We start from the raw sequence: 19,523 nt of genomic DNA, 5'->3' as shown, positions 1-19,523 counted from the left end.
CCGCTCAATCCACCGCACTCGCCACTCCATCCGCCTCCTTCGGCTCAGAAGGCAGCATAAACGCCACCGCTGCCGACGGAATGAACAGGAACCCCGCATACAGCAGCGCCGCCCTGAAATCCCCCACCTTCACAAAGATCCCAAAAAACACCGTCCCACCCGCAGCCACAATGCGCCCGATGTTATAGCAGAAGCCCGAGCCCGTCGTCCGCAGCAGCACCGGAAACACCGGCGGCAGGCACATCGTGAAAAGCCCAAACACACCCTGGCAGGCGCCGATGATCGCAAACTGCCACTTCGTCGCCTCCCAGCTCCACACCTGCGAAAACGACACATACATGATCGCAAAATACGCCAGCATCATCCCCACGATCGTGTTCCGGTAGCCAAACACCTTTGCCAGCCCGCCGTTGATGAAATTCCCGATCAGCGAGCCAAACATGATCCACATCAGCGCCGTCACCACCGCAGCATCCTTCCCCGCTTTGTCCAGCGGCACGATCTCCGCCAGGCTCAGCACGTGCTTCTGCTGCCAGAAAAGAAAGGTCCAGTGCGCCGTCAGAGACACCGAGCAGATCAGCATCACCCGCCACGTCACGCCCCGCACCGCCGGGCTGAAAAGATCTCCCAGTTTCGGCACCGGCTGCCCTTCACGCGCCTGCACCCACTCCTCCGTCTCAGGCACCGCCTTGCGGATCCACAGCGTGATCAGCGCCGGCAGGATCCCGATCAGGAAAATGTAGCGCGGCTCCTTCCCCGCCAGCAGGTAACCGGCAAAGCACGCCAGCAGCACGCCGCAGTTCACCGCGCTTTGCAGCGTCGCCGCGATCCACGGCCGCCACTTCTTTGGCCACGTCTCAGACAGCAGGGACGCGCCCACCGCCCACTCCCCGCCGATCCCCAGCGCCGCCAGGAAACGGAAGATCATGAGGTGCCACCACGTCTGCGCAAAATACGACAGCCCAGTGAAGCACGCATACGTCAGGATCGTCAGCGTCAGCGCACGGCTGCGCCCCAGCACATCGCCGATGCGGCCAAAGAAGGCACCACCGACAGCCCAGCCCGCCAGAAACGCAGCCTGAATGATGGACCCATGCGTCCCCACCGAGGGATCGCTCTCCGGCACCATCATGAGCTGCGCCACAAACGCCGTCGCGACGAGCGTGTAGAGATGCATGTCGAGCCCGTCAAACATCCAGCCCAGCCATGCGGCCAGCCCGGAACGGCGTTGCTCAGGCGAAAGATCCCTAAGGCGGGTGATTTCAGTGGAGGCTGGTTGGCTCATGCGGGCGCGAGTCTTTCGCAGACCGCCCCCAATGGCAAGCTCTTTACCTCCCCAGGCCAAGGTTCCATTCCACCCGCCCTGACCCACGCATCGCGTAGCGATGCCTGCACTGCCACCCGCCGCCCCCACATCATCTCCCATCTCGGAACAAACCTGCAATTTCCCCCCTGCCAATCCGTTCGCATGCGCTCATGCCCTCACATCTTCCTCCCCGTCTTCTGCTGCTGCTCGGTCTTGGCATGCTCATCTCGCCGGCTCTCTCTCAAGAAGCCCCTTTGAAACGCCCGCCTCCGCCTGTGCTGAAAAAAGGTGAGAAGCAGCTCTTTGTGGACAGCGTCATGATCCGCAGCAAGCAAGGCGTCACGCGAGTCGTCCATCCGGCCAGAAAGCTGGAGCATCCCGTCCTCACCGCAGAAATGCCCTGGGAGGTGCGGACCAAAGACGGCATTCTCGACAAGCGCGTAAACATCTACGGCACCGTCCTGCGCGATGAAAAAACCGGCTCTTTCCGCATGTGGTATGCAGACCCCGGCAGCGTCCTCTACGCCACTTCCGCCGATGGCATCCACTGGGAAAAGCCAGTTCTGAAGGTCGCTGGCGCCACCAATGAAACAGACCTGCGCCTCCACAGCCCCAGCATCATCGAGGACAAATTCGAAACAGATCCCAGGAAACGATACAAAGCCGTGGGCAATGCAGGCCGCGGCGTGGACGACGCAAAGCTGCAGCGGCTCAAAGACAAGTTTGAGCTCGTGGACTGGTATCGCGACAAAGATCATCGGCTCTATTACTCCGCCTACTCGGCCGATGGCTGGCATTGGACCGTCGAGCCCGAGCCCATCCTCCTCGGCTGCGACACCATCACCCTCTCCCAGGATCCGCAGACCGGCGAATACCTCGCCTTTCACAAACGCCAGGGAGATCCCCGCGTCATCGGCATTCGCCACGTGTTCCTTTCCGTCAGCAAAGACATGCAGCACTGGTCAGAGCCACATCCCGTCGTCGTCGCCGACGAGGTGGACAACAAAGCAGCCCGAAAGCTCAAGGGCGGCACCTACTCAGAATACTACAATCTCTCCGCTTTTCCTTATGCAGGTCAGTGGCTGGGTTTTGTGACCCATTTCCGGCGGGTCGAGCCACCCTCAGCCTTGTTTGGCAATGACGAGGTCGATGGCCGCAAGCGCTCCGCCACCGGCATCATTGATGTCAAGCTCATCACCAGCCGTGATGGCCGCCACTGGGACCGCTGCTCAGACCGTACTCCCGTGATTCCGCTGGGCCCGCATGCCTACGATGCCGGCAGCATCTTCGGCCTCTGCAACGCCCCCGTTTTTGTCGGCGACGAAATGTGGATGTACTACACCGCATCCACCACCCCGCATGGCGGCCTGGCCCCCGAAAAGCAGCAGTCCATCGCCCTCGCCATCTGGCGCACAGATGGCCTTGCCTCACTGCAGGCTGGAGAAAAAAACGGCACCATCGAAACCCATGACTTCACCCCCCAGGGCACGCAGCTTTTCGTCAACGCAGACCTCACCAAAGGACAGCTCAGCGTCGAGGTGTTGGACGCCACAGGGCAGACAATCAAAGGCTACGAAAAAGAAGCCTGCGTGCTCAAAGCTCAGGACGGCGTCAAGCTCCCCGTTCAGTGGGGAAACACCACCACACTTCCATCAGGCATCCCCATCCGTTTGCGGTTCCACCTCCAGAACGGAGATTTGTTTAGCTATGTGATCGAGTAGCTCAGGGGGGAGCCCCCGCCCCGCGCATCTCCATCTGAAAATCCGGTCTAACCATTGCCAACAATCGCAAACAACCGCCAGCCACCGCAGACTCACTTCCCTTTCGCCAGCTTGTTATACTTCTCCACCAGCTCGTTGAACTCCCGCGTCCGCGCATTCAGCTTGGAGATGGCGTCATTCCGCTCATCCACCAGCTGTTTCAGGAGCTCGTTCTGCTTCTCCATCGCAGTGTTCTGGGAGGTCACCATGCTGTTGTGGCTCTTGATCGCCTCCGCCCCTTTGCCAAAAGCGATCTGCGTGGCCTCAAGCCCGTGCTGCAGCTGCATCAGCTCCCGCATGTAAATGGCGATGGTGATGCCGCGCGCCACGGAGTCGGCGGAAAGGTCTTTGTACTCACGTGACACCTCCACCAGCCGGGCCTCCACCTCAGCCCGCAGTTCCGTCAGGCGGGCGATTTCCTTCTCATACTCACGCACCTTGCGCAAAGCCTCCACCTTGGCGGCGTTCTCCGCTTCAAGCTGTTTGACGAGGTCCAGAATATGGCCGCGCAGGCGCGTCTCTCTCTGCCACTGCACGATGCAGACGACACAGAGTCCCAGCGAGATGACGACCAGCAGCGTGGTGAGCAGACGCTTCATGGGTCAGAGTGCAGGCTTGGCCGAATTGGCAGGTTTCACATTGAAGGCCACTTTGGTGAAGCCGATCCGCTTGGCGGCATCCAGCACTTTCACCAGATCGGCATACCGCGTGTTCACATCCGCGCTGATGTAAACGGGCGTGGCGGGGTCCTTGCCGAAGCGTTCGGCCAGTTTGCGATCCAGCTCAGGCAGCGTGATCGCCGCCTTGTCGAAAAACACATCCCCGGTGGCGTTCACCGCCAGATTGATCATGTCCGGCTTGAAGTCGGACTGGGCGGAGGAGGCCACCGGCAGGTTGACCTTGATCGTCTGCTGCTTGCTCATGGTGAGACTGACCATCATGAAGGAGGCCAGCAGGAAGAACATCACGTCAATCAGCGGAATGATTTCCAGCCGCGTCTTTCGCTCGGGCAAGGGTGAATGCAGTTTCACGTAGATCAGGCCTTCGGGGTGGTTTTGTCAAATCCGTGCTGCACAGCGAGAATCAGCACATTGTTTGCCGCAGCTTCGAGATCAAACTTCAGAGCGGCAAGGCGTGCGTGGAAGTAGTTCATGGGCACCAGCGTGCCAATCGCGATGCCGAGACCGGCGGCGGTGGCGATGAGCGCCTCGCCAATGCCGCCCGTGACCTTTTCCACGGCAAGTTCGCTGCCGCCGATGCTGGTGAAGCTGCCCATGATCCCGGTCACAGTGCCCAGCAAACCGAGCAGCGGCGCGAGGGTGACGATGGTGTCCATCGCGCTCAGGTAGCGTCCTGCGTCACGCAGTTCCTGCCCGGCCGCCACTTCCAGAGCGCCCTGCATGCTGGTATGACGGTGGTTGAGCCCATGATGAATCATGCGCACCACCGGATCGCTGGATTTTGCCGAATGGGCAATCGCCTGGGCCAGATCTCCGGCCTCCAGCTTCTCATAGACTTCATCCAGCTGCTTGACGGAACGCTTGGCGGTGAACCTCAGCCACCAGAACACACGCTCCACAAAGATGCAGACAGCCACAACCGTGACCACTGCGATGGGGTACATGATGGGACCGCCTTTGTGAAAGAGATCGACGACGACGTTGGCTAGGATGGGCATGGAGGGGGATTAAAACGGACGAAACAAAAAAGCGGAAGGACCGTCAGTTCAGGCGGAAGGTCAGCGGCACAGTATGCCGGTGCGCCACGCCTGTCGGCCAGTGCCAGTTCCGACGCACAAAGGACACCGTGGACTCGTCCAGCGCACTGAAGCCTGTGGTGCTGATGACACTGACGCTTTCCACAGCGCCCGAAGGACCAAAACTGACGGCCAGGCGCACGGTGCCCTGCATGCCTGCGCTTCTGGCAAATTCGGGATAGGGCGGCTTTGGCAGCCTCCCTTTTCCGCTGCCCGCCCCGGTGCCGGTGGCTCCTGCCGTCCCGGCCTGCGTTGAGCTGGCTCCTGTGCCTTTGCTCTTGGCCACCGGGCCCTGCCGTGGGCGCGAGGGCGCCACAGGGGCTTGCTTCACCACCGGGTCCACCGGACGCAGAGCATCCTCGATCTTGGGCGCCGTAGGAACAGCAAAGATGTCCTCGACCGTCATCGCTTCGGCGATCTCTGGCAGGTCCAGGTTTTGCGGCGGAGTCTCGATGATTTGGGGAATCTCAACCTGGGTCACAGGATCAGGCTCAGTTGCCTCCTCAGCACTTTCCCCCATCGCCATCAGCTCGGACATGGACATTTCATCCATCGGCAGCTCCTCCTCCTCAGCGGACTCCAGCGTCTTCAGATGAATCGGCGGCAGATCATCCGCAAACATGCCGATGACCCCAACCGTCAGAAAGCTTCCCGTAATTCCAACAAGCCATGAGAGCGTGATGACAAACCGCACCAGACTGCCCTTGTGACGAGCCGTCACTGGGGAAGGAACAGCAGCAGATCTCGGTTGGGTGCGTTCGTAGCCCATGGTGGGCAGAGGATTTATCATCGTCGAGGTCATTGCACAAGGGGGGCGGGTTCGGAGGATGAAACGTAAGATCTGCATGTCAACTTGCAATTGCGACTCAGTCGCATCATTGATCATTTTTTGCTCATTCCCACCCTTCGCTTGTCCCGATCACCCTTTTTGGAGCCCCTCTGCATGCCCCCGCCTTCCCTTCCCCATGATTCGTCTCCTGAAGAGCGCAATGCCCAAGCCAAGGTTTGGATGAAGCGCGGCATCGCCCTCCTTTCCGCCAACAACCCGGAAATCCTGCCTGAGTCCCTCAAATGCTTCGATCAGGCACTCGCCATCCGCCGTGAGCTACCGCACGAGACCAGTTCCTTCTACCGCTGGCTCCTGACCGCCTGCTGGATGAACCGCGGAGATGTGCTCACCCGTCTCGGTAAACCGGCGGATCTCGCTGCCGCCATCCAAAGCTTCGACGAAGCCATTCTTCACCTCCAAAAACTCCCGCTGGAGGAAGACTCCCAGTATCGCGGCAGGCTGGCGCTGGCCTGGATGAACCGCTCCCTGGCGCTTCGGGCTCAAGCCCGGCCAGAAAGCCTGGAGGCAGCACTGCGTTCGCTGGATCATGGCCGGCAGGTGATCGAGGAAAGCGAGAAAGCGCAGCTCCCCGTCAACAAAGCCCTTCTCCCCACCCTGCTGCTCAACCGTGCCGCCCTGCTCCTGGAAATTTCCCCGCCGCTCCCCCTTCAGGCGCTCGCCACAGCCGAGGAAGTTCTCTCCTTGTGCCATTCCGGTGAGCATCTGACCCTCCAGGCTGCCGAGATTGGCCTGAAAGCACGCCATGTCTTTTGCCATGCTGTGGCAGTGCTTCTCGAAACCCCTCCCGTGGACATTTCCCGCGCTGACGGCTGGATCATGCAGGCCACCGACAAGGTGGATGAAGCCATGCACCTCACCGCCAAATGGGAGCCCCAGGCCGTGCACACAGACTTCCGCTCCATCCGGCACGAGCTCTTTCGCTACGGCTGCAATCTCCTCCTGGCTTACCAGCCCCACTTCATGGCGGAGTTTTTGCTCGATGTCCTCGACCCAGAACAAGGCTCACCGCTTCTCGCCAGAGACACCGCCCTTTATCAGGCCGGACTTGAGTCGCTCGAGCTGGCTGCGGCCGAGCTTCGGCGGCGCGGCCCCCTGGATCTGGGTCTTCAGAAAATGGACCGCCTGATCGAGGTGCTCGAGTCGTTGAGCCTTGCGGCGGAACGGATCAAAAAGCGCGCAGAGCAGGCTGCGACTGGGTGATATTTGCCCATTCAGGCAATCTCCCGAGGGGAGTCATTGACGGTTTCTTTCCCTTTTTGGTTACTCGCGCCCGCCAAGGAAAAAAATCAAGACTCATCCCAATCCTCCCTCCCCATGACAAAGCCATCCCTCGGAGCGTTTCATCGGCTCCGCAGCACCGACGCCCTCTCTGTTTCGACCCTGATGTGTGCTGCCAGCAGTCTGGCTGCGCAAACGGCCGACACCCCCGCCCCGCCATCCTTGGCGGGCACAGCCTCGCCCACAGAACTTGAGGAAATGCTCATTGAGGGCCGCCTCTACAATCCCAAACGGCTTCAGTCTCCGAAATACACAGAACCGGCACGCAACATTCCCCAGACTCTCACCATCATCCCCAAAACGGTGATCGATGACCGTGGCGCATTCACTCTCCGTGATGTGCTCAAAAACACCCCTGGCATTTCCATGCAGGCAGGCGAAGGGGTCAGCGGCACAGGCGGCGGGGACAACCTCACCATCCGCGGCTTCAGCTCTCGCAGCGACTGGTTTGTCGACGGCATTCGCGATCTTGGCACCTACAACCGTGACCCATGGAACACGGAGCAGGTCGAAATCGCCAAAGGTCCGGCTTCCACCACCATGGGACGTGGCTCCACCGGCGGCTACATCAACATGGTCTCCAAAATGGCAGGCCTGCAGGATGCCACCACCACCACTGCCACCATCGGCACCAGCAATCTCTATCGCGGCACAGTGGACTCCAATCAAAAGCTCTCCGAGCACACCGCCCTCCGCCTCAATGGCATGTGGAACTCCAATGACGTCGCCGGCCGCGACAACGTGTTCATGGGCCGCTACGGCATCGGTGCCTCGATCGCCTTCGGGCTCGGCACAGACACCCGCTTCACCCTGAACTACATGCGGCAGGAAGAGAACAACATGCCAGACTTCGGCATCCCCTGGGTCCCCGTAGCCAGCGGAGGCTACTCCGGCACCGGCGCAGGCCTCGGGAGCTTCGTCAACCAGCCCGCTCCCGTCAGCTACAGCAATTACTACGGACGCCGCAACTACGATTTCCAGAGGATCCAGAACGACATGATCACCGCGATCTTTGAGCATGATTTTTCCAGCACGCTCAAACTGCGCAACACCACCCGCTGGGCACGCAACCACTACGACGCCCGCCAGACGGCACCGCGTTTTCTGGACACCGTGCCAGGTGGCACCAACCAGTACACCAGCACCCTCGTTCTCGAAGAACAGCGCCGGAGATCCACCAACTCGGTTTTCAGCAACCAGACTCTTCTCACCGCTGACTTTGACACTGGTCGCCTCAAGCATGGACTCGTCATGGGCTTGGAATTCGCCTATGAACAGCAGCTCACCGCCTCGCGCGCCGGCGACGTCTCGGTCACTGACCTCTACAACCCCGGCCAGGTGGCTCCTCTCACATCCATTTCGCCGACTTACGCCAACGGTGTCCCCGGCCCCGGCAACCCCCTGGCAAACCGCACCAACACCATCGCAGGCATCGGCCCCACCGACCTTCCCGCCTCCGCCGAAGCCCATCTTTCCACGGTCTCCGTGTATGCCATGGACACGGTCAAAATTGGCAGGCACTGGCAGGTCAGCGCCGGCATCCGCTATGACCATCTCCATGCCGTGCAGCACGGCATCTACTACACCGGAGCCAACGACATTTTTGGAGGCAGCAACCCGGGCCCCACCAACAACGACGACCTCTTCAGCTGGAAGGGTGCCCTCGTTTACAAGCCCGTGGACCATGGCAGCTTTTACTTCGGCTATGGCACCTCCTACAATGCCACGGCGGATGGTGGAAACCCCGGCGGACTCGGACTGACCAATGTCGGAGCCGCTGGCAGCACGGGCAACAACACATTCGCAGGCCTGAACCCTGAACAGGCCACCACCTATGAGTTGGGCACCAAATGGGATTTGCTCAAGGAGCGGCTCTCTCTCACAGCAGCGCTCTTCCGCACCGAAAAGCGCAACGTCCGCACCACCAGTGCCAACGTCACCACCCCCGCAGGTGATCAGACTGTGGATGGAGTCGAGATCGGCATTGCCGGCCAGCTGACCCGAAAATGGCAGATTTTTGCCGGCGGCTCCCACATGGCGAGCAAGGTGAACAGCTCATCCATTGCCGCTGAAATCGGCCAGTCGCTTCCCAACGCACCAGATTACACCTTCAATCTCTGGACCACTTACAGCGTGACAGACGCCCTCCAGATTGGCGGTGGCACCCAGTACATGGGCAAGGTGATCGGCAATGCTGCAAACCCCTCACGCATTGTTCCAGACTACTGGACGACCGACCTGATGATCAGCTACCGCTTCAGCAACTCCTTCAGCCTGCGCCTGAACATCTACAACGTCGCCAACGAGCGCTACATCGAGACTAGCAGCAGCACTGGCCATGTCATTCCAGGCCCGGCACGCTACGCAGCGCTGACGGCCACCCTCAAATTTTGAATCTCGGTTGCTGGGTTGCTGAGGATGGGCCTTGGCGGTGCCACAGGGCGCCCCAAGGCCCATTCAATACCCCCGCCAGGGTGGAAAGCAAAAGAGCGCATGTTTTGAGCAAAAAGTTTCTAGTTTCCAGAGTTGACGGACTTTGAAACTGAGACTTAATCGCAACAAGTTAATGAAAACGAATCTCATTAGCAAAAAGACACCCTTTCCAGAACGCCCGCTCATGCAGAAAACCCTCGCTCCATCCCTCACCAGTCGTGTTCTCAAATCAGGTTCCGAGGCCCTCTCCATCACCACCCTGGTGTGTGCCGCAGGCAACCTGAGTGCCCAATCCGCCACCAGCAAGCCAGCCCCTGAGGCAGAGGAAATCGCAGAGTTGCCCGAGGTCCTCATTGAAGCCACGGGCTCGGTTTACAATCCGCAGCGCCTTCAATCCCCCAAATACACCGAGCCCCTGCGGGACATCCCCCAGACCATCACCGTCATCCCCAAGGCGGTCATTGAAGACCGTGGCGCCTTCAGCCTGCGTGACGTGCTCAAAAACACACCCGGCATCTCCATGCAGGCAGGTGAAGGCGGTGCAGTCTCCGGAGACAACCTCTCCATCCGTGGCTTCAGCGCACGCAGCGACATTTATCTCGACGGCGTGCGTGATTACGCCAACTACAACCGCGACCCCTTCAACACAGAGCAGGTCGAAATCACCAAAGGGCCTTCGTCCTCCACCGTTGGCCGCGGCTCCACCGGCGGCTCCATCAACACCGTCAGCAAGATGGCCAACCTGACGGACTCCGTTCTTTCCACGGTCAGCGCCGGCACCAGCAACCTCTACCGTGGCACGGTGGACGTGAACCAGAAGCTTTCTGAGCACACGGCCTTCCGCCTCAACAGCATGTACCACACCGCCGACACCCCCGGGCGTGATGAAGTCTCCATGGAGCGCTACGGCATCGCCGCCTCGCTCGGCGTAGGCCTTGGCACCGACACCCGCTTCATGCTGAATTATCAGCGGCTGGAGGAAAGCAACATCCCTGACTACGGCCTGCCTTGGATTCCCAACAACGGCACCTTCAGCGGCTCCGGGGCCGGGCTCGCCAACTACCAGAACCAGCCGCCCCCAGGCGTCAGCTTCAACACCTTCTACGGCATTCCCGGCGTGGACTATGAAAAGATCCAGACCGACCATTACACGGCCATCTTTGAGCACGATTTCTCCGAGCACACCCGCATCCGCAACGTCACCCGCTTCTCCCGCAGCCACCGCGACTCTGTGAGCACCGCACCACGCCTCCGTGACGTTGGCGTCGCCCCGGGCAATCAATACACCACGGTCCTGAACCGCCAGCTCCAGCGCCGTCAGCAGTTCACCGAGATGTTCGGCAACCAGACCAACTTCGTCGCCGACTTCGAGACCGGCCCCATCAAGCACGCTTTGGTCACTGGCATGGAGTTTTATCTTGAGCACCAGCAGAATGCGAACGTCGCAGGCATTTCCACCGTTTCAGATCTCTACAACCCTGGCGTCGTCAACTCCCCCGGCTCCGTCTCCCCCCCGTCCAGCGCCCAGGACATCACCAGCAAATATCCCGGCCTTCCGGCCCCGACAGAGGCTTACCTCTACACCTGCTCCGCCTACGTGTTCGACACCATGAAGCTCGGCAGGCACTGGGAGTTCAGCGGCGGTCTCCGCTATGACCACATGTACGCCACCGTGAGCCTCCCCGGCAACGCGCCCGGCTATGCCAACGCTGACGACCTCTTCAGCTACAAGCTCGCCCTGATCTACAAGCCCGTAAAGCAGGGCAGCATCTACTTCGGCTACGGCACCTCCTTCAATCCCACCATCGACGGCGCTTCAGGCGCGGGATTGGGCCTCACCGCCGCCACATCCACTTTGGACCCCGAACAAACCGCCACCTACGAGCTCGGCACCAAGTGGGATGTGCTCAAGGAGCGCCTCTCGCTCACCGCCGCACTCTTCCGTTCTGAGAAAACCAACGCCCGTACCACCGATGCCTCCGGCATCACCACTCTGGGCGGGAATCAGCTCGTCCAGGGCATCGAATTCAGCATGACCGGCAGCATCACCAAAAACTGGCAGGTCTTCGCAGGTTACGCCATCATGGAAAGCGAGACCAAGGCATCCACCGCTGTGGGAGCAGTCGGTCAGTCCCTCTCAAACGCCCCACCCCAGACCTTCAATCTCTGGACGACCTACAACGTCCTGGAAAAAACACAGGTCGGCTTCGGCGCTCAATACATGGGCGAACGCACCAGCAGCGACTCGTCCGCAAGCTCCCGCACCGCCCCCGCCTACTGGACGCTCGATGCCATGCTCAGCTACAAGCTGTCCGAGAAAGTCAGCTTCCGCCTCAACATCTACAATCTCGCCGACGAGCGCTACGTCGGCAGCGTCGGCGGCGGCCAGTTCGTCCCCGGTCCGGGCCGTTCCGCAGCTCTGACCGCCAGCATCAAATTCTAACCTGTTTCCCCTCCCCATCATGCTCATCGCAATTCCCGATGTCCTCACCCCTGAGCAGGTCGCTCAGGCGCGCCAGCTCCTGGACTCCACCGAATGGGTGGACGGCAAAGGCACCGCCGGCTACCAATCCGCCAAGGCCAAGGACAACATGCAGTTGCCCGAGGACAGTCCCGCCGCGCGCGAGCTCGGGGAGATGATCCTCACCGCCCTGTCAAAAAATCCCCTGTTCCACGCCGCCGCCCTGCCGCAGCGGATTTTCCCGCCGCTGTTCAACCGCTACTCCGGCGGCCAGTCCTTTGGCACCCATGTGGACAATGCCATCCGCCAGCATCCCACCATGCCCGTCCGCATCCGCACAGACCTCAGCGCCACGCTGTTCTTCGCCGGTCCGGAGGAGTATGACGGCGGTGAGCTCTGCATCGAGGATACCTACGGCGTGCAGCGTGTGAAGCTGCCCCCTGGCCACATGGTCCTCTATCCCTCCACCAGCCTGCATCACGTCACCCCGGTGACACGTGGGGCCCGCATCTGCTCCTTCTTCTGGCTGCAAAGCATGATCCGTGACAATGGTCAGAGATCGCTTTTGTTTGATCTCGACCTCGCCATTCAGCGCCTCGGCCGCGATCTCAAAAACAACCCCGTGGCCGAACAGACTGGCGTTCAGCTCACCGGCGTTTACCACAACCTGCTTCGCCAATGGGCGGAAATGTAATCGTGAAGCCAACCTTTCATCGCCTCATTTTCTGGGGCCATCTCATCGCAGGCCTTGTCGCCGGTGTGGTCATCCTCTCCATGGCCGTCACCGGCCTCATCATTTCCTACGAGGCCCAGCTTATCGACTGGGCCAATCGAGACCTGCGCGTCACCCCGCCTGCCGCAGGCGCCCCACATCTCGAAATCGAAACACTGCTGGCCAAAGTTCACGAAACCAAGCCCGGCTTGAATCCCAGCGGCATCACTTGGAAGGCTGACCCGGCCATGCCCGTCACACTTTCCGTTGGGAAGGAGGGCGTCTTTTTCGCCAATCCTTACACCGGCGAGTTTCTGGGCGAAGGCCACCGCGCCTGGCATGACTTCTTCCACGCAGCCACCGATTGGCACCGCTTCCTCACCGGCACCGGCCTGCCAAAAGAAACGGGCAAGGCCATCACCGGCGCGGGTTGTTTGATCTTCAGCCTGCTGCTGCTCTCCGGCATCTACCTCTGGTGGCCCCGCCACTGGCGCTGGGCCAACGTCCGGGCGGTCATCCTTCTCAATCCTCAGCTCAGCGGCCGCGCTCGCAACTGGAACTGGCACAACGTCTTCGGCTTCTGGAGCGCTCTCCCGCTGCTCTGCATCATCCTCACTGGCCTCATCATTTCCTATGGCTGGGCGAGCAATCTGCTCTTCACCCTCACCGGCAGTGAGCCACCCCCAGCACGCGAACGCCCCGCAGGCGGGCCCGGCGGCAAACGCGAGGGCGGCGGACCTGCCGCTCCCTCCCCTTCCCTCGCCGGATTACAACCTCTCCTGGCTCAGGCCCGTCAGCAAATCCCAGACTGGGCCAGCCTCAGTCTCCGCATGCCCCAGAAACCCGGCGCTCCCTTCCCCCTCATGGTGGACCGTGGCGGCCGCGGCCAGGTGCAGCTGCGCACCATGCTGAACCTCGACGTGGCCCAGGGCAAAGTGCTTCCCAGCCCGGACGATCTGCAGCAGCAAAACCTCGGTCGCCGCCTTCGCATGTACGCCCGCTTCCTCCATACCGGCGAGCTCTTCGGCCTCCTCGGCCAAACCGTTGCCGCACTCTGCACCATCAGCACCATCCTCCTGGTTTGGACCGGTTTTGCCCTGGCCTGGCGGCGCTTCCTGAAGACCTGATCTCCTGCCCCGCAGCGTCATCACAGATGCTGGAGCACAAGAAAGTCTCATAAAATTGCAATTGAGACTCTATCGCATAAAGAGCTTGAGCGTTAATGGATTCCGCTCAGTATCCCACCCTCCCTTGCGACGGAATCTCAGTATCAACATCCCCATGCCATCGACTTTCGCTCCTCTCATCCGCCTTTCCCCCGGACCGATCATCGCCGCTTCCGCCATCCTGTTCCTTGCACTGGCCTCTCACAGCCGTTCCCAGACTGCCAGACAAATCGCAGAGCAGCTCCCTGAGATCACCATCACCGCAGAAGCCGAGCCTGAGCCGCAGGTCATCATCCCCTACCTTCCTCCCGTCGAAGGCACCAAGATCTACGCCGGCAAAAAGGCGAGCTCCCTGAATATCCAGGCACTCCCTCAGGTGCAGGCAAACAACTACAGCCAGGCCTTTGCCATGACGCCCGGCCTGATCACAGCCGAAGAAAGCACCCCGCTGGTCAGCTTGGGCTTTCGTGGAATCGGCTCTCCAGACCGTGCCCAGTACTTCATGATGCTGCAGGATGGCATCCCCATCGCCGCAGACCCTCAGGGCTACCCCGAGTCCTACTGGACACCGCCGCTGGAGTCCACCCAGCGCATCGACTTCGTCCGCGGTGGTGCCTCGCTGCTCTACGGCCCGCAGCCGGCCGGCGCCATGAACTACGTCTCCTCCATGCCACGCACAGACCGCCTCTTTGGCATGCAGACCAAGCACATCTTCGGCAGCAATGACCTCTATTCCACCTTCACCTCCATCGAAGGCAGCGCCGGCAAATGGAGCTGGTACGGCTGGTTCAACCACCGCTCAGGCACCGGCTTCCGCAAAGCCAACAGCGACTTCAACGTCGATGGCGGCCGCCTGAAGCTCATCTACCAGCAGGCCACCGACACGCGCTGGATTTTTTCCCTCGATGCCGGCTCTGACCGCCACGGTGAGCCTGGCGGCCTGACCGCAGCAGCCTACAATGCCGACCGCAATCAGACCGTGCGCCCCACCGACCGCTTCCGTCTCACTCGTGTCGTCGCCAGCGCAGAGCTCCAGCACAAGTTTTCCAGCAAAACCGAGCTCAGCGTAAAAACTTGGGCAGGTGCCTATGACCGCTGGAGCAACCGTCAGGCAGGCAGCTTTGGCACCGTCACCGGCCCCACCACCGCCATCCAGCAGCAGCAGTTCTACAACTGGGGCATCGAACCCCGCATCCGCCACGATTATGAACTCTGGGGCGGCAACCACACCCTCGCTGCGGGCATGCAGTTCTACATGTGCCACTCTCCGCGCAAGGACTCCACCGGAGCCTATCCCACCGACAACATCGGCACCGTCAACACCCTCGCCTCCCGCGATGTCATCTACGGCTCCGTCTTCCTCGAAAACAAGTTCACCTTCGGCCGCCTCACCATCACGCCAGGCTTCCGCATGGAGATGATCAATCAGGACCTCACCGTCAGAAACATCGGTGTCACCACCACGCAGCGGGATTCCAGCAAGTTCGACAAGCAGCCGCTCTTCGGCCTTGGCCTTTCCTACGATCTCGGCAACCAGACCGCCGTCTATGCCAACATCTCCCAGAGCTACCGTGCCACCACCTTCGGCCAGTCGCTCATCCCCGCCGCAGGTGGCACGGCCAGTGACGTCGCCCCATCCCAGGGCTGGAGCTATGAACTCGGCCTCCGCGGCAATCCCAAACCCTGGTTCTCCTATGACACCTCCTTCTTCCTTGTGGATCTCGATGACAAGCTCGGCACCGCAGGCCTGAACATCCAGAGCGTCGGCCGCAGCATCAACTACGGCTGGGAAGGCGCCGCGCAGTTTGATGTCATCGGCGGACTCGACGCCCTCAACGGCACTCATCGCGGCGAGCGCCTCGGCGCCCTCAATCTCTACGGCAACATCTCCCTGCTTGAAGCCCGTCTCTCCGGTGGTGTGAACAACGGCGGCACCCCGCAGTATGCCCCCCCCTACATCATCCGCACCGGTGCCATCTACAAACGCAAGAGCGGCCTGAAGATCGCCTTCCTCGGCACCTTGATGGCACGCCACAATGGCAGCGACAACGCCGACAGCCGTTTTGACATTCCCGCCTACACCACCTGGGATCTCACCGCCGAAGTCCCCGTCGGTAAAAACTTCTCCGTCATGGCCGGCCTCAACAACGTCTTCGACAAGCACTACTACTCCCTCGTCACCAGCAGCGGCATCATACCCGCCTATGGCCGCAACTTCTACGTCGGCGGCAGCTTGAAATTTTGATCTGAATTAGGTTGGATCAGTTCTCTGCGGAGCGCGGAAGAGGTGTTCCGCCTCCGCAGGGATATCCCCCTTAGCTTCACTTCCGAAACGGTGCCTCCGGCATGCCCAAGCCGCTGAAGAGGCCGCCCACATTCCCTTGGTGCCTGCGGGTTTGGAATCGATCGCCCTCTCGCCCGTCATCAGCGTCTGCGGCTCAGCCGGCTCGTTCGGACAAGGAAAGAAGAACGACCGAGGCGAGTATCTTCATGGCTGGTTGGGTGAGAAGAGCCTTGTCAAGGTCAGCACCCGCACCATTGCTTCACAAATGTCTGCCGCCCTTTTTGCCGCCGGTCTTGGCGATGTGATCCGTGTCTGCTACCAGAATGCCGCCTATCGCGTGCTGAGCGAGACCACGCAGCCGATGCCCGTGATCCTGGCCTCTCACAATCCGTACTCGATCGAGATTTTCCGCCACCATCGCAACGCAAAAAATTTCATTCTCTACGATCTCGCGCATAAATATGAGGAGTTCTTCAACGCAGGCCTGCGCGGTGTGGACATCAACCGCGCGCTCTGTGCTTTTGCCGGAGTGGATCACGCCCAGCTGATACGCGGCCCTGCCAACGGCCATGTCCCGGTGTTCGACGCGCCGGATGACGTCGCTTCAGAAGGGCACATTGTGTTTCAACCCTTCGCGGGCAATGCGTCCTACCGCTCCCTGCCGCCAGATTTGATCGAAAAGGCAGCTCAGGTCCTGCGCACGCTTCCTTGCCGGGTCTTCGTGGTCACACGCAGTTATTTCCGTCCCGGCATGAAGGGAAAAACAATTCATTCTGTGGAGGATGCCCGCTCTCTGGAGGGCGGCAACATCACCGTGCTCGACAGCCTATCCGTCCCTGCCACTCTGAACCTCATCAAGAAGAGCCGTGCCTACGTGGGCAGCTGGTCCAGCCTGCAGCAGGCGGCCTGGTTTGAAAACAAACCGGTGGCGGTGTTTTACCCCGCAAACCACCACGATGTGACTCAGCCCACGGACTATGCCTTTGGCATGAGCCGGGCCAGCACGCTCGGACGTGAGTACTCGCAGATGGATGCAGCCGAACTCGCGGAGTTCCTGCACCGCTGGTGATCATCCGGAGATATGGCGGCGCAGCACTTCAAAGTGCGTGGCTGCGGCGCTGATGTCTTCGTCCAGGTTCTCCATGCGTATCTTGTAGGGCGCATCCACCGGAGTGATAAACGGCACCCGGCACGCGCGGGCGAAAACCATGCCATGGTAGCGTCCGGTGATGACCAACCGTGACCGAGCGATGGTTTCATACGCCGCCCGGGGTCCGGGTGAGGCGATGATCTGCGCCTGGGGAAAACGCTCCGCCGCTTCAGCGAGCAACGCATGATTGTCCGCCGGGGCCCCCATTCCCAGCCACGTCATCGACATGCCGCTGCCCGCAAACTGCCGCAGGTAGTGGTTTGTCAGCGCGTTCCTTGCATTGACGGCCCCCGCAGGGACCAGGGTGATGGATCTCATATCCCCCTGAGACGCCGCCGCTCCAGGCCGGTAAAGATAGGCTGCATCTGGCGCAAAGACCACATCCTCACGCCCGCACAGCTCCTGCGCGATGCCCACGCAGCGACGCGAGCGCAAAGTGACAAAATGCGCCTGCCCGAGATAAGGAGCCCACGGCTTCAGCCTGGCAGCATCATTTTCTTCACCATTGAACTGAAACTGAAATCCGCAGGAGAGAAATCCCCATGGGATGCGGCGCCTGATGGCCTCGTCCATGTAAAACCTCATGCAGCAAAAATGCGGGGACAGTCCTGCCGCATCACCTTCCTTGCCATGGTTGTACAAAATCCCGCCTCCGCCCATCACGAGCATGTCCAGATCTTCCGGCAACGCCCTGGGAAGATCCGAATTGTAGATGACCAGCTCATGCTCCGGCAGTTGCTGGGCAAAAACCAGCGGATAGGTGTCATCCCCCACATTGCCATAGCCAGAGGCTCCCACGAAAGCGATTTTCATGCGGCGGCAGCCTAACACAGTTTGCGGCATGCGTGACAGCTCCTTGGCGGAGATGCCGCAAAAAACAGACCTCTGCATAAGGGCGCCCCGGCTGCAACCCGGGGCCACGCTCGCCAGCCATCATGCCATGCTGCTGCAGGCGCTCTCAGACGCATCCCTCCGCCGTTTCGCCTGCCGTGGGGCAGCAGCCAGCAGCGCCTGGAACTGCCGCGCCACAGTTTCCCACCGAAAGGCATCACCTCGCACATAGCCCAGCCCTTCTTGGGCAAGACGGCCTCGTTCATCCTTGCTTTGATAAAGCGACTGCAAAGCAGCCACGAAAGGCTCTTCGTCCACCAGGCTCCCCACGGTGTTGATCTCGGGATGGATCAGCGTGCGCGAACATGGAATTTTGACCGCCGGCCTCGCCCACTCGCCCAGCGCGGAAGACGCAGGCACAATCTGTGGAATGCCGCAGGCCATTCCCTCCATCGTGGTCAGCCCCCAGCCTTCGCCCAGAGTTGTGGTCATTTGCACATCGAGGCTGCTGTAGATGCAGCTCAGACTGCTCACATCCTGCAGGTCTCGTATGTCCTCAGCCCCTGTGAGGATCAGAAGGTCGCTGACACCGTAGTAGCTCGCCACACGGCGCAGATCCCATCCCGTGTCCTTTTGGGCGCAGTGCAGCAGCAGATAGGCGTCGGCAATGCCGTGCTGCTTGACCCAGGCCGCAAAAATTTGCACCGTAAGATCAAGCCGTTTGCGCGGCTGGTTGCGGTTGATGTTGCCGACGATGAAAGCATCTGGAGGAACACTCAGCCCCAGTTGCAGCCGCGCCTCGGGCTTGCCCAGGGGCTGAAAAAGCTTCGTGTCAATGCCATGCGGTATCACATGCCGCAGCCCCGTGAAGCCAGCTGCCACAGCGGCACGATGGCCAAAATCCGTGTACCACACGGCGGCATGCAGCCGGTTCAGTTCCAGCATTGCCGCCGTGTCGAGATTCCCGCCGTCCACCGGCATGTACCCGATGATGGACACTCCGTCGGGTGCGGCTTTGGCAAACTCCGCCACATTCCACCAGTCGTTGTTGATGATGACTGCTGCAGGGTCAAACTCGGTGCACAGATGCTTGAAGCGGTTGATTCCCCACATGTCGCCACCCTGCCAGGCAGGCATGACATCATAGGGCAGCTCATGTGGCGCACCGTTGTAGTTCACCCCTGACACAATGACGTCCCACTCATGTCGCAGATGATTTAGCACCGCATGCGTCACCGTGGCAAAACCAGTCGGCACCAGGGCATCGCCAATCCACAGCAGGCGCGGCTTGGATGAGCGCGCCTTTCTCCTTCTGCCCCCCGCTGCCGGCGCCACATGCCCCGTCGCAACTGCGGTGACACCGCTTGCCATCACAGCCATCGGGCTGGGAAAGCCCGGGACGGCAGACTGCTTCACCGCCGCCGCACCTTTGTTCTGCGGACTTGCCGCAGCTGGCCTGGAATGCTGGCGCGCAGTTTTTCCATCGGCAGTTCCAATCGGGATGTCAGCAGGCTTGCTCATGTCAGTTTATGGGGG

15 protein-coding genes are annotated in these 19,523 nt (G+C 60.8%); 8 read left to right on the top strand and 7 right to left on the bottom strand.

What is annotated here, in order from left to right; all coding sequences use genetic code 11:
* Positions 1-4: 4 nt before the first annotated feature.
* Positions 5-1,285: an MFS transporter gene (locus ACZ5WW_RS19120; RefSeq protein WP_377168940.1), complete on the bottom strand. Its 1,281-nt coding sequence runs from the start codon at positions 1,283-1,285 to the stop codon at positions 5-7.
* A 191-nt stretch (positions 1,286-1,476) separates the two neighbouring features.
* On the opposite strand from ACZ5WW_RS19120, the gene ACZ5WW_RS19115 reads away from it, so the two are divergent.
* Positions 1,477-3,027, top strand: coding sequence for a hypothetical protein (locus ACZ5WW_RS19115; protein ID WP_377168938.1), 1,551 nt, complete (start codon positions 1,477-1,479; stop codon positions 3,025-3,027).
* A gap of 92 nt (positions 3,028-3,119) precedes the next feature.
* On the opposite strand, the gene ACZ5WW_RS19110 is transcribed toward ACZ5WW_RS19115, so the two are convergent.
* The 4 genes from ACZ5WW_RS19110 to ACZ5WW_RS19095 are packed head-to-tail and all read right to left on the bottom strand — an operon-like array spanning position 3,120 to position 5,591.
* Positions 3,120-3,665 carry a hypothetical protein gene (locus ACZ5WW_RS19110; RefSeq protein WP_377168936.1) on the bottom strand — a complete coding sequence of 182 codons (546 nt, stop codon included), beginning with the start codon at positions 3,663-3,665 and terminating at the stop codon, positions 3,120-3,122.
* A 3-nt stretch (positions 3,666-3,668) separates the two neighbouring features.
* Positions 3,669-4,097: an ExbD/TolR family protein gene (locus tag ACZ5WW_RS19105; protein ID WP_377168934.1), complete on the bottom strand. Its 429-nt coding sequence runs from the start codon at positions 4,095-4,097 to the stop codon at positions 3,669-3,671.
* 5 nt (positions 4,098-4,102) lie between these two features.
* The gene (locus ACZ5WW_RS19100; RefSeq protein ID WP_377168932.1) at positions 4,103-4,744 is read right to left on the bottom strand and encodes a MotA/TolQ/ExbB proton channel family protein; all 642 of its coding nucleotides are present in this window, start codon (positions 4,742-4,744) and stop codon (positions 4,103-4,105) included.
* A 43-nt stretch (positions 4,745-4,787) separates the two neighbouring features.
* Positions 4,788-5,591 (bottom strand): energy transducer TonB, encoded by an 804-nt coding sequence (locus tag ACZ5WW_RS19095; RefSeq protein WP_377168930.1) that lies wholly within the window; start codon positions 5,589-5,591, stop codon positions 4,788-4,790.
* Between the two features lie 174 nt (positions 5,592-5,765).
* Here ACZ5WW_RS19095 and ACZ5WW_RS19090 point away from each other — a divergent pair, with 174 nt between their 5' ends.
* The 7 genes from ACZ5WW_RS19090 to ACZ5WW_RS19060 all read left to right on the top strand — a co-directional run bounded on the left by ACZ5WW_RS19090 (position 5,766) and on the right by ACZ5WW_RS19060 (position 17,075).
* A complete protein-coding gene (locus ACZ5WW_RS19090) occupies positions 5,766-6,872 on the top strand; it encodes a hypothetical protein (protein ID WP_377168928.1) in 1,107 nt (368 codons plus the stop codon).
* Between the two features lie 114 nt (positions 6,873-6,986).
* Positions 6,987-9,344 (top strand): TonB-dependent receptor, encoded by a 2,358-nt coding sequence (locus ACZ5WW_RS19085; RefSeq protein WP_377168926.1) that lies wholly within the window; start codon positions 6,987-6,989, stop codon positions 9,342-9,344.
* A 223-nt stretch (positions 9,345-9,567) separates the two neighbouring features.
* A complete protein-coding gene (locus ACZ5WW_RS19080) occupies positions 9,568-11,826 on the top strand; it encodes a TonB-dependent receptor (RefSeq protein ID WP_377168924.1) in 2,259 nt (752 codons plus the stop codon).
* A gap of 19 nt (positions 11,827-11,845) precedes the next feature.
* Positions 11,846-12,538, top strand: a complete 693-nt coding sequence (locus ACZ5WW_RS19075; RefSeq protein WP_377168922.1) for a Fe2+-dependent dioxygenase — start codon at positions 11,846-11,848, stop codon at positions 12,536-12,538.
* A 2-nt stretch (positions 12,539-12,540) separates the two neighbouring features.
* Entirely contained in the window at positions 12,541-13,683 is a 1,143-nt protein-coding gene (locus ACZ5WW_RS19070) for a PepSY-associated TM helix domain-containing protein (protein WP_377168920.1), read from the top strand.
* 154 nt (positions 13,684-13,837) lie between these two features.
* Positions 13,838-15,967 (top strand): TonB-dependent receptor family protein, encoded by a 2,130-nt coding sequence (locus tag ACZ5WW_RS19065; protein WP_377168918.1) that lies wholly within the window; start codon positions 13,838-13,840, stop codon positions 15,965-15,967.
* Between the two features lie 304 nt (positions 15,968-16,271).
* Positions 16,272-17,075: a hypothetical protein gene (locus tag ACZ5WW_RS19060; protein ID WP_377168916.1), complete on the top strand. Its 804-nt coding sequence runs from the start codon at positions 16,272-16,274 to the stop codon at positions 17,073-17,075.
* Here the strand turns inward: ACZ5WW_RS19060 and ACZ5WW_RS19055 are convergent, their stop codons facing one another.
* Both ACZ5WW_RS19055 and ACZ5WW_RS19050 read right to left on the bottom strand, forming a co-directional pair.
* The gene (locus tag ACZ5WW_RS19055) at positions 17,076-17,969 is read right to left on the bottom strand and encodes a polysaccharide pyruvyl transferase family protein (protein ID WP_377168914.1); all 894 of its coding nucleotides are present in this window, start codon (positions 17,967-17,969) and stop codon (positions 17,076-17,078) included. It lies immediately after the preceding gene.
* A gap of 120 nt (positions 17,970-18,089) precedes the next feature.
* Entirely contained in the window at positions 18,090-19,508 is a 1,419-nt protein-coding gene (locus ACZ5WW_RS19050) for a glycosyltransferase family 4 protein (protein WP_377168912.1), read from the bottom strand.
* Between the last annotated feature and the right edge of the window lie 15 nt (positions 19,509-19,523).

The sequence above is a fragment of the Prosthecobacter fluviatilis genome (assembly GCF_055388355.1).
This window is presented reverse-complemented; position numbering and strand designations above follow the sequence as displayed.

What these genes read in the sequence shown, in the direction of transcription:
- ACZ5WW_RS19120 (WP_377168940.1), bottom strand. Translation starts at nt 1,285, where the DNA reads ATGAGCCAACCAGCCTCCACTGAAATCACCCGCCTTAGGGATCTTTCG.
- ACZ5WW_RS19115 (WP_377168938.1), top strand. Translation starts at nt 1,477, where the DNA reads ATGCCCTCACATCTTCCTCCCCGTCTTCTGCTGCTGCTCGGTCTTGGC.
- ACZ5WW_RS19110 (WP_377168936.1), bottom strand. Translation starts at nt 3,665, where the DNA reads ATGAAGCGTCTGCTCACCACGCTGCTGGTCGTCATCTCGCTGGGACTC.
- ACZ5WW_RS19100 (WP_377168932.1), bottom strand. Translation starts at nt 4,744, where the DNA reads ATGCCCATCCTAGCCAACGTCGTCGTCGATCTCTTTCACAAAGGCGGT.
- ACZ5WW_RS19095 (WP_377168930.1), bottom strand. Translation starts at nt 5,591, where the DNA reads ATGGGCTACGAACGCACCCAACCGAGATCTGCTGCTGTTCCTTCCCCA.
- ACZ5WW_RS19090 (WP_377168928.1), top strand. Translation starts at nt 5,766, where the DNA reads ATGCCCCCGCCTTCCCTTCCCCATGATTCGTCTCCTGAAGAGCGCAAT.
- ACZ5WW_RS19085 (WP_377168926.1), top strand. Translation starts at nt 6,987, where the DNA reads ATGACAAAGCCATCCCTCGGAGCGTTTCATCGGCTCCGCAGCACCGAC.
- ACZ5WW_RS19080 (WP_377168924.1), top strand. Translation starts at nt 9,568, where the DNA reads ATGCAGAAAACCCTCGCTCCATCCCTCACCAGTCGTGTTCTCAAATCA.
- ACZ5WW_RS19075 (WP_377168922.1), top strand. Translation starts at nt 11,846, where the DNA reads ATGCTCATCGCAATTCCCGATGTCCTCACCCCTGAGCAGGTCGCTCAG.
- ACZ5WW_RS19065 (WP_377168918.1), top strand. Translation starts at nt 13,838, where the DNA reads ATGCCATCGACTTTCGCTCCTCTCATCCGCCTTTCCCCCGGACCGATC.
- ACZ5WW_RS19060 (WP_377168916.1), top strand. Translation starts at nt 16,272, where the DNA reads ATGTCTGCCGCCCTTTTTGCCGCCGGTCTTGGCGATGTGATCCGTGTC.
- ACZ5WW_RS19055 (WP_377168914.1), bottom strand. Translation starts at nt 17,969, where the DNA reads ATGAAAATCGCTTTCGTGGGAGCCTCTGGCTATGGCAATGTGGGGGAT.
- ACZ5WW_RS19050 (WP_377168912.1), bottom strand. Translation starts at nt 19,508, where the DNA reads ATGAGCAAGCCTGCTGACATCCCGATTGGAACTGCCGATGGAAAAACT.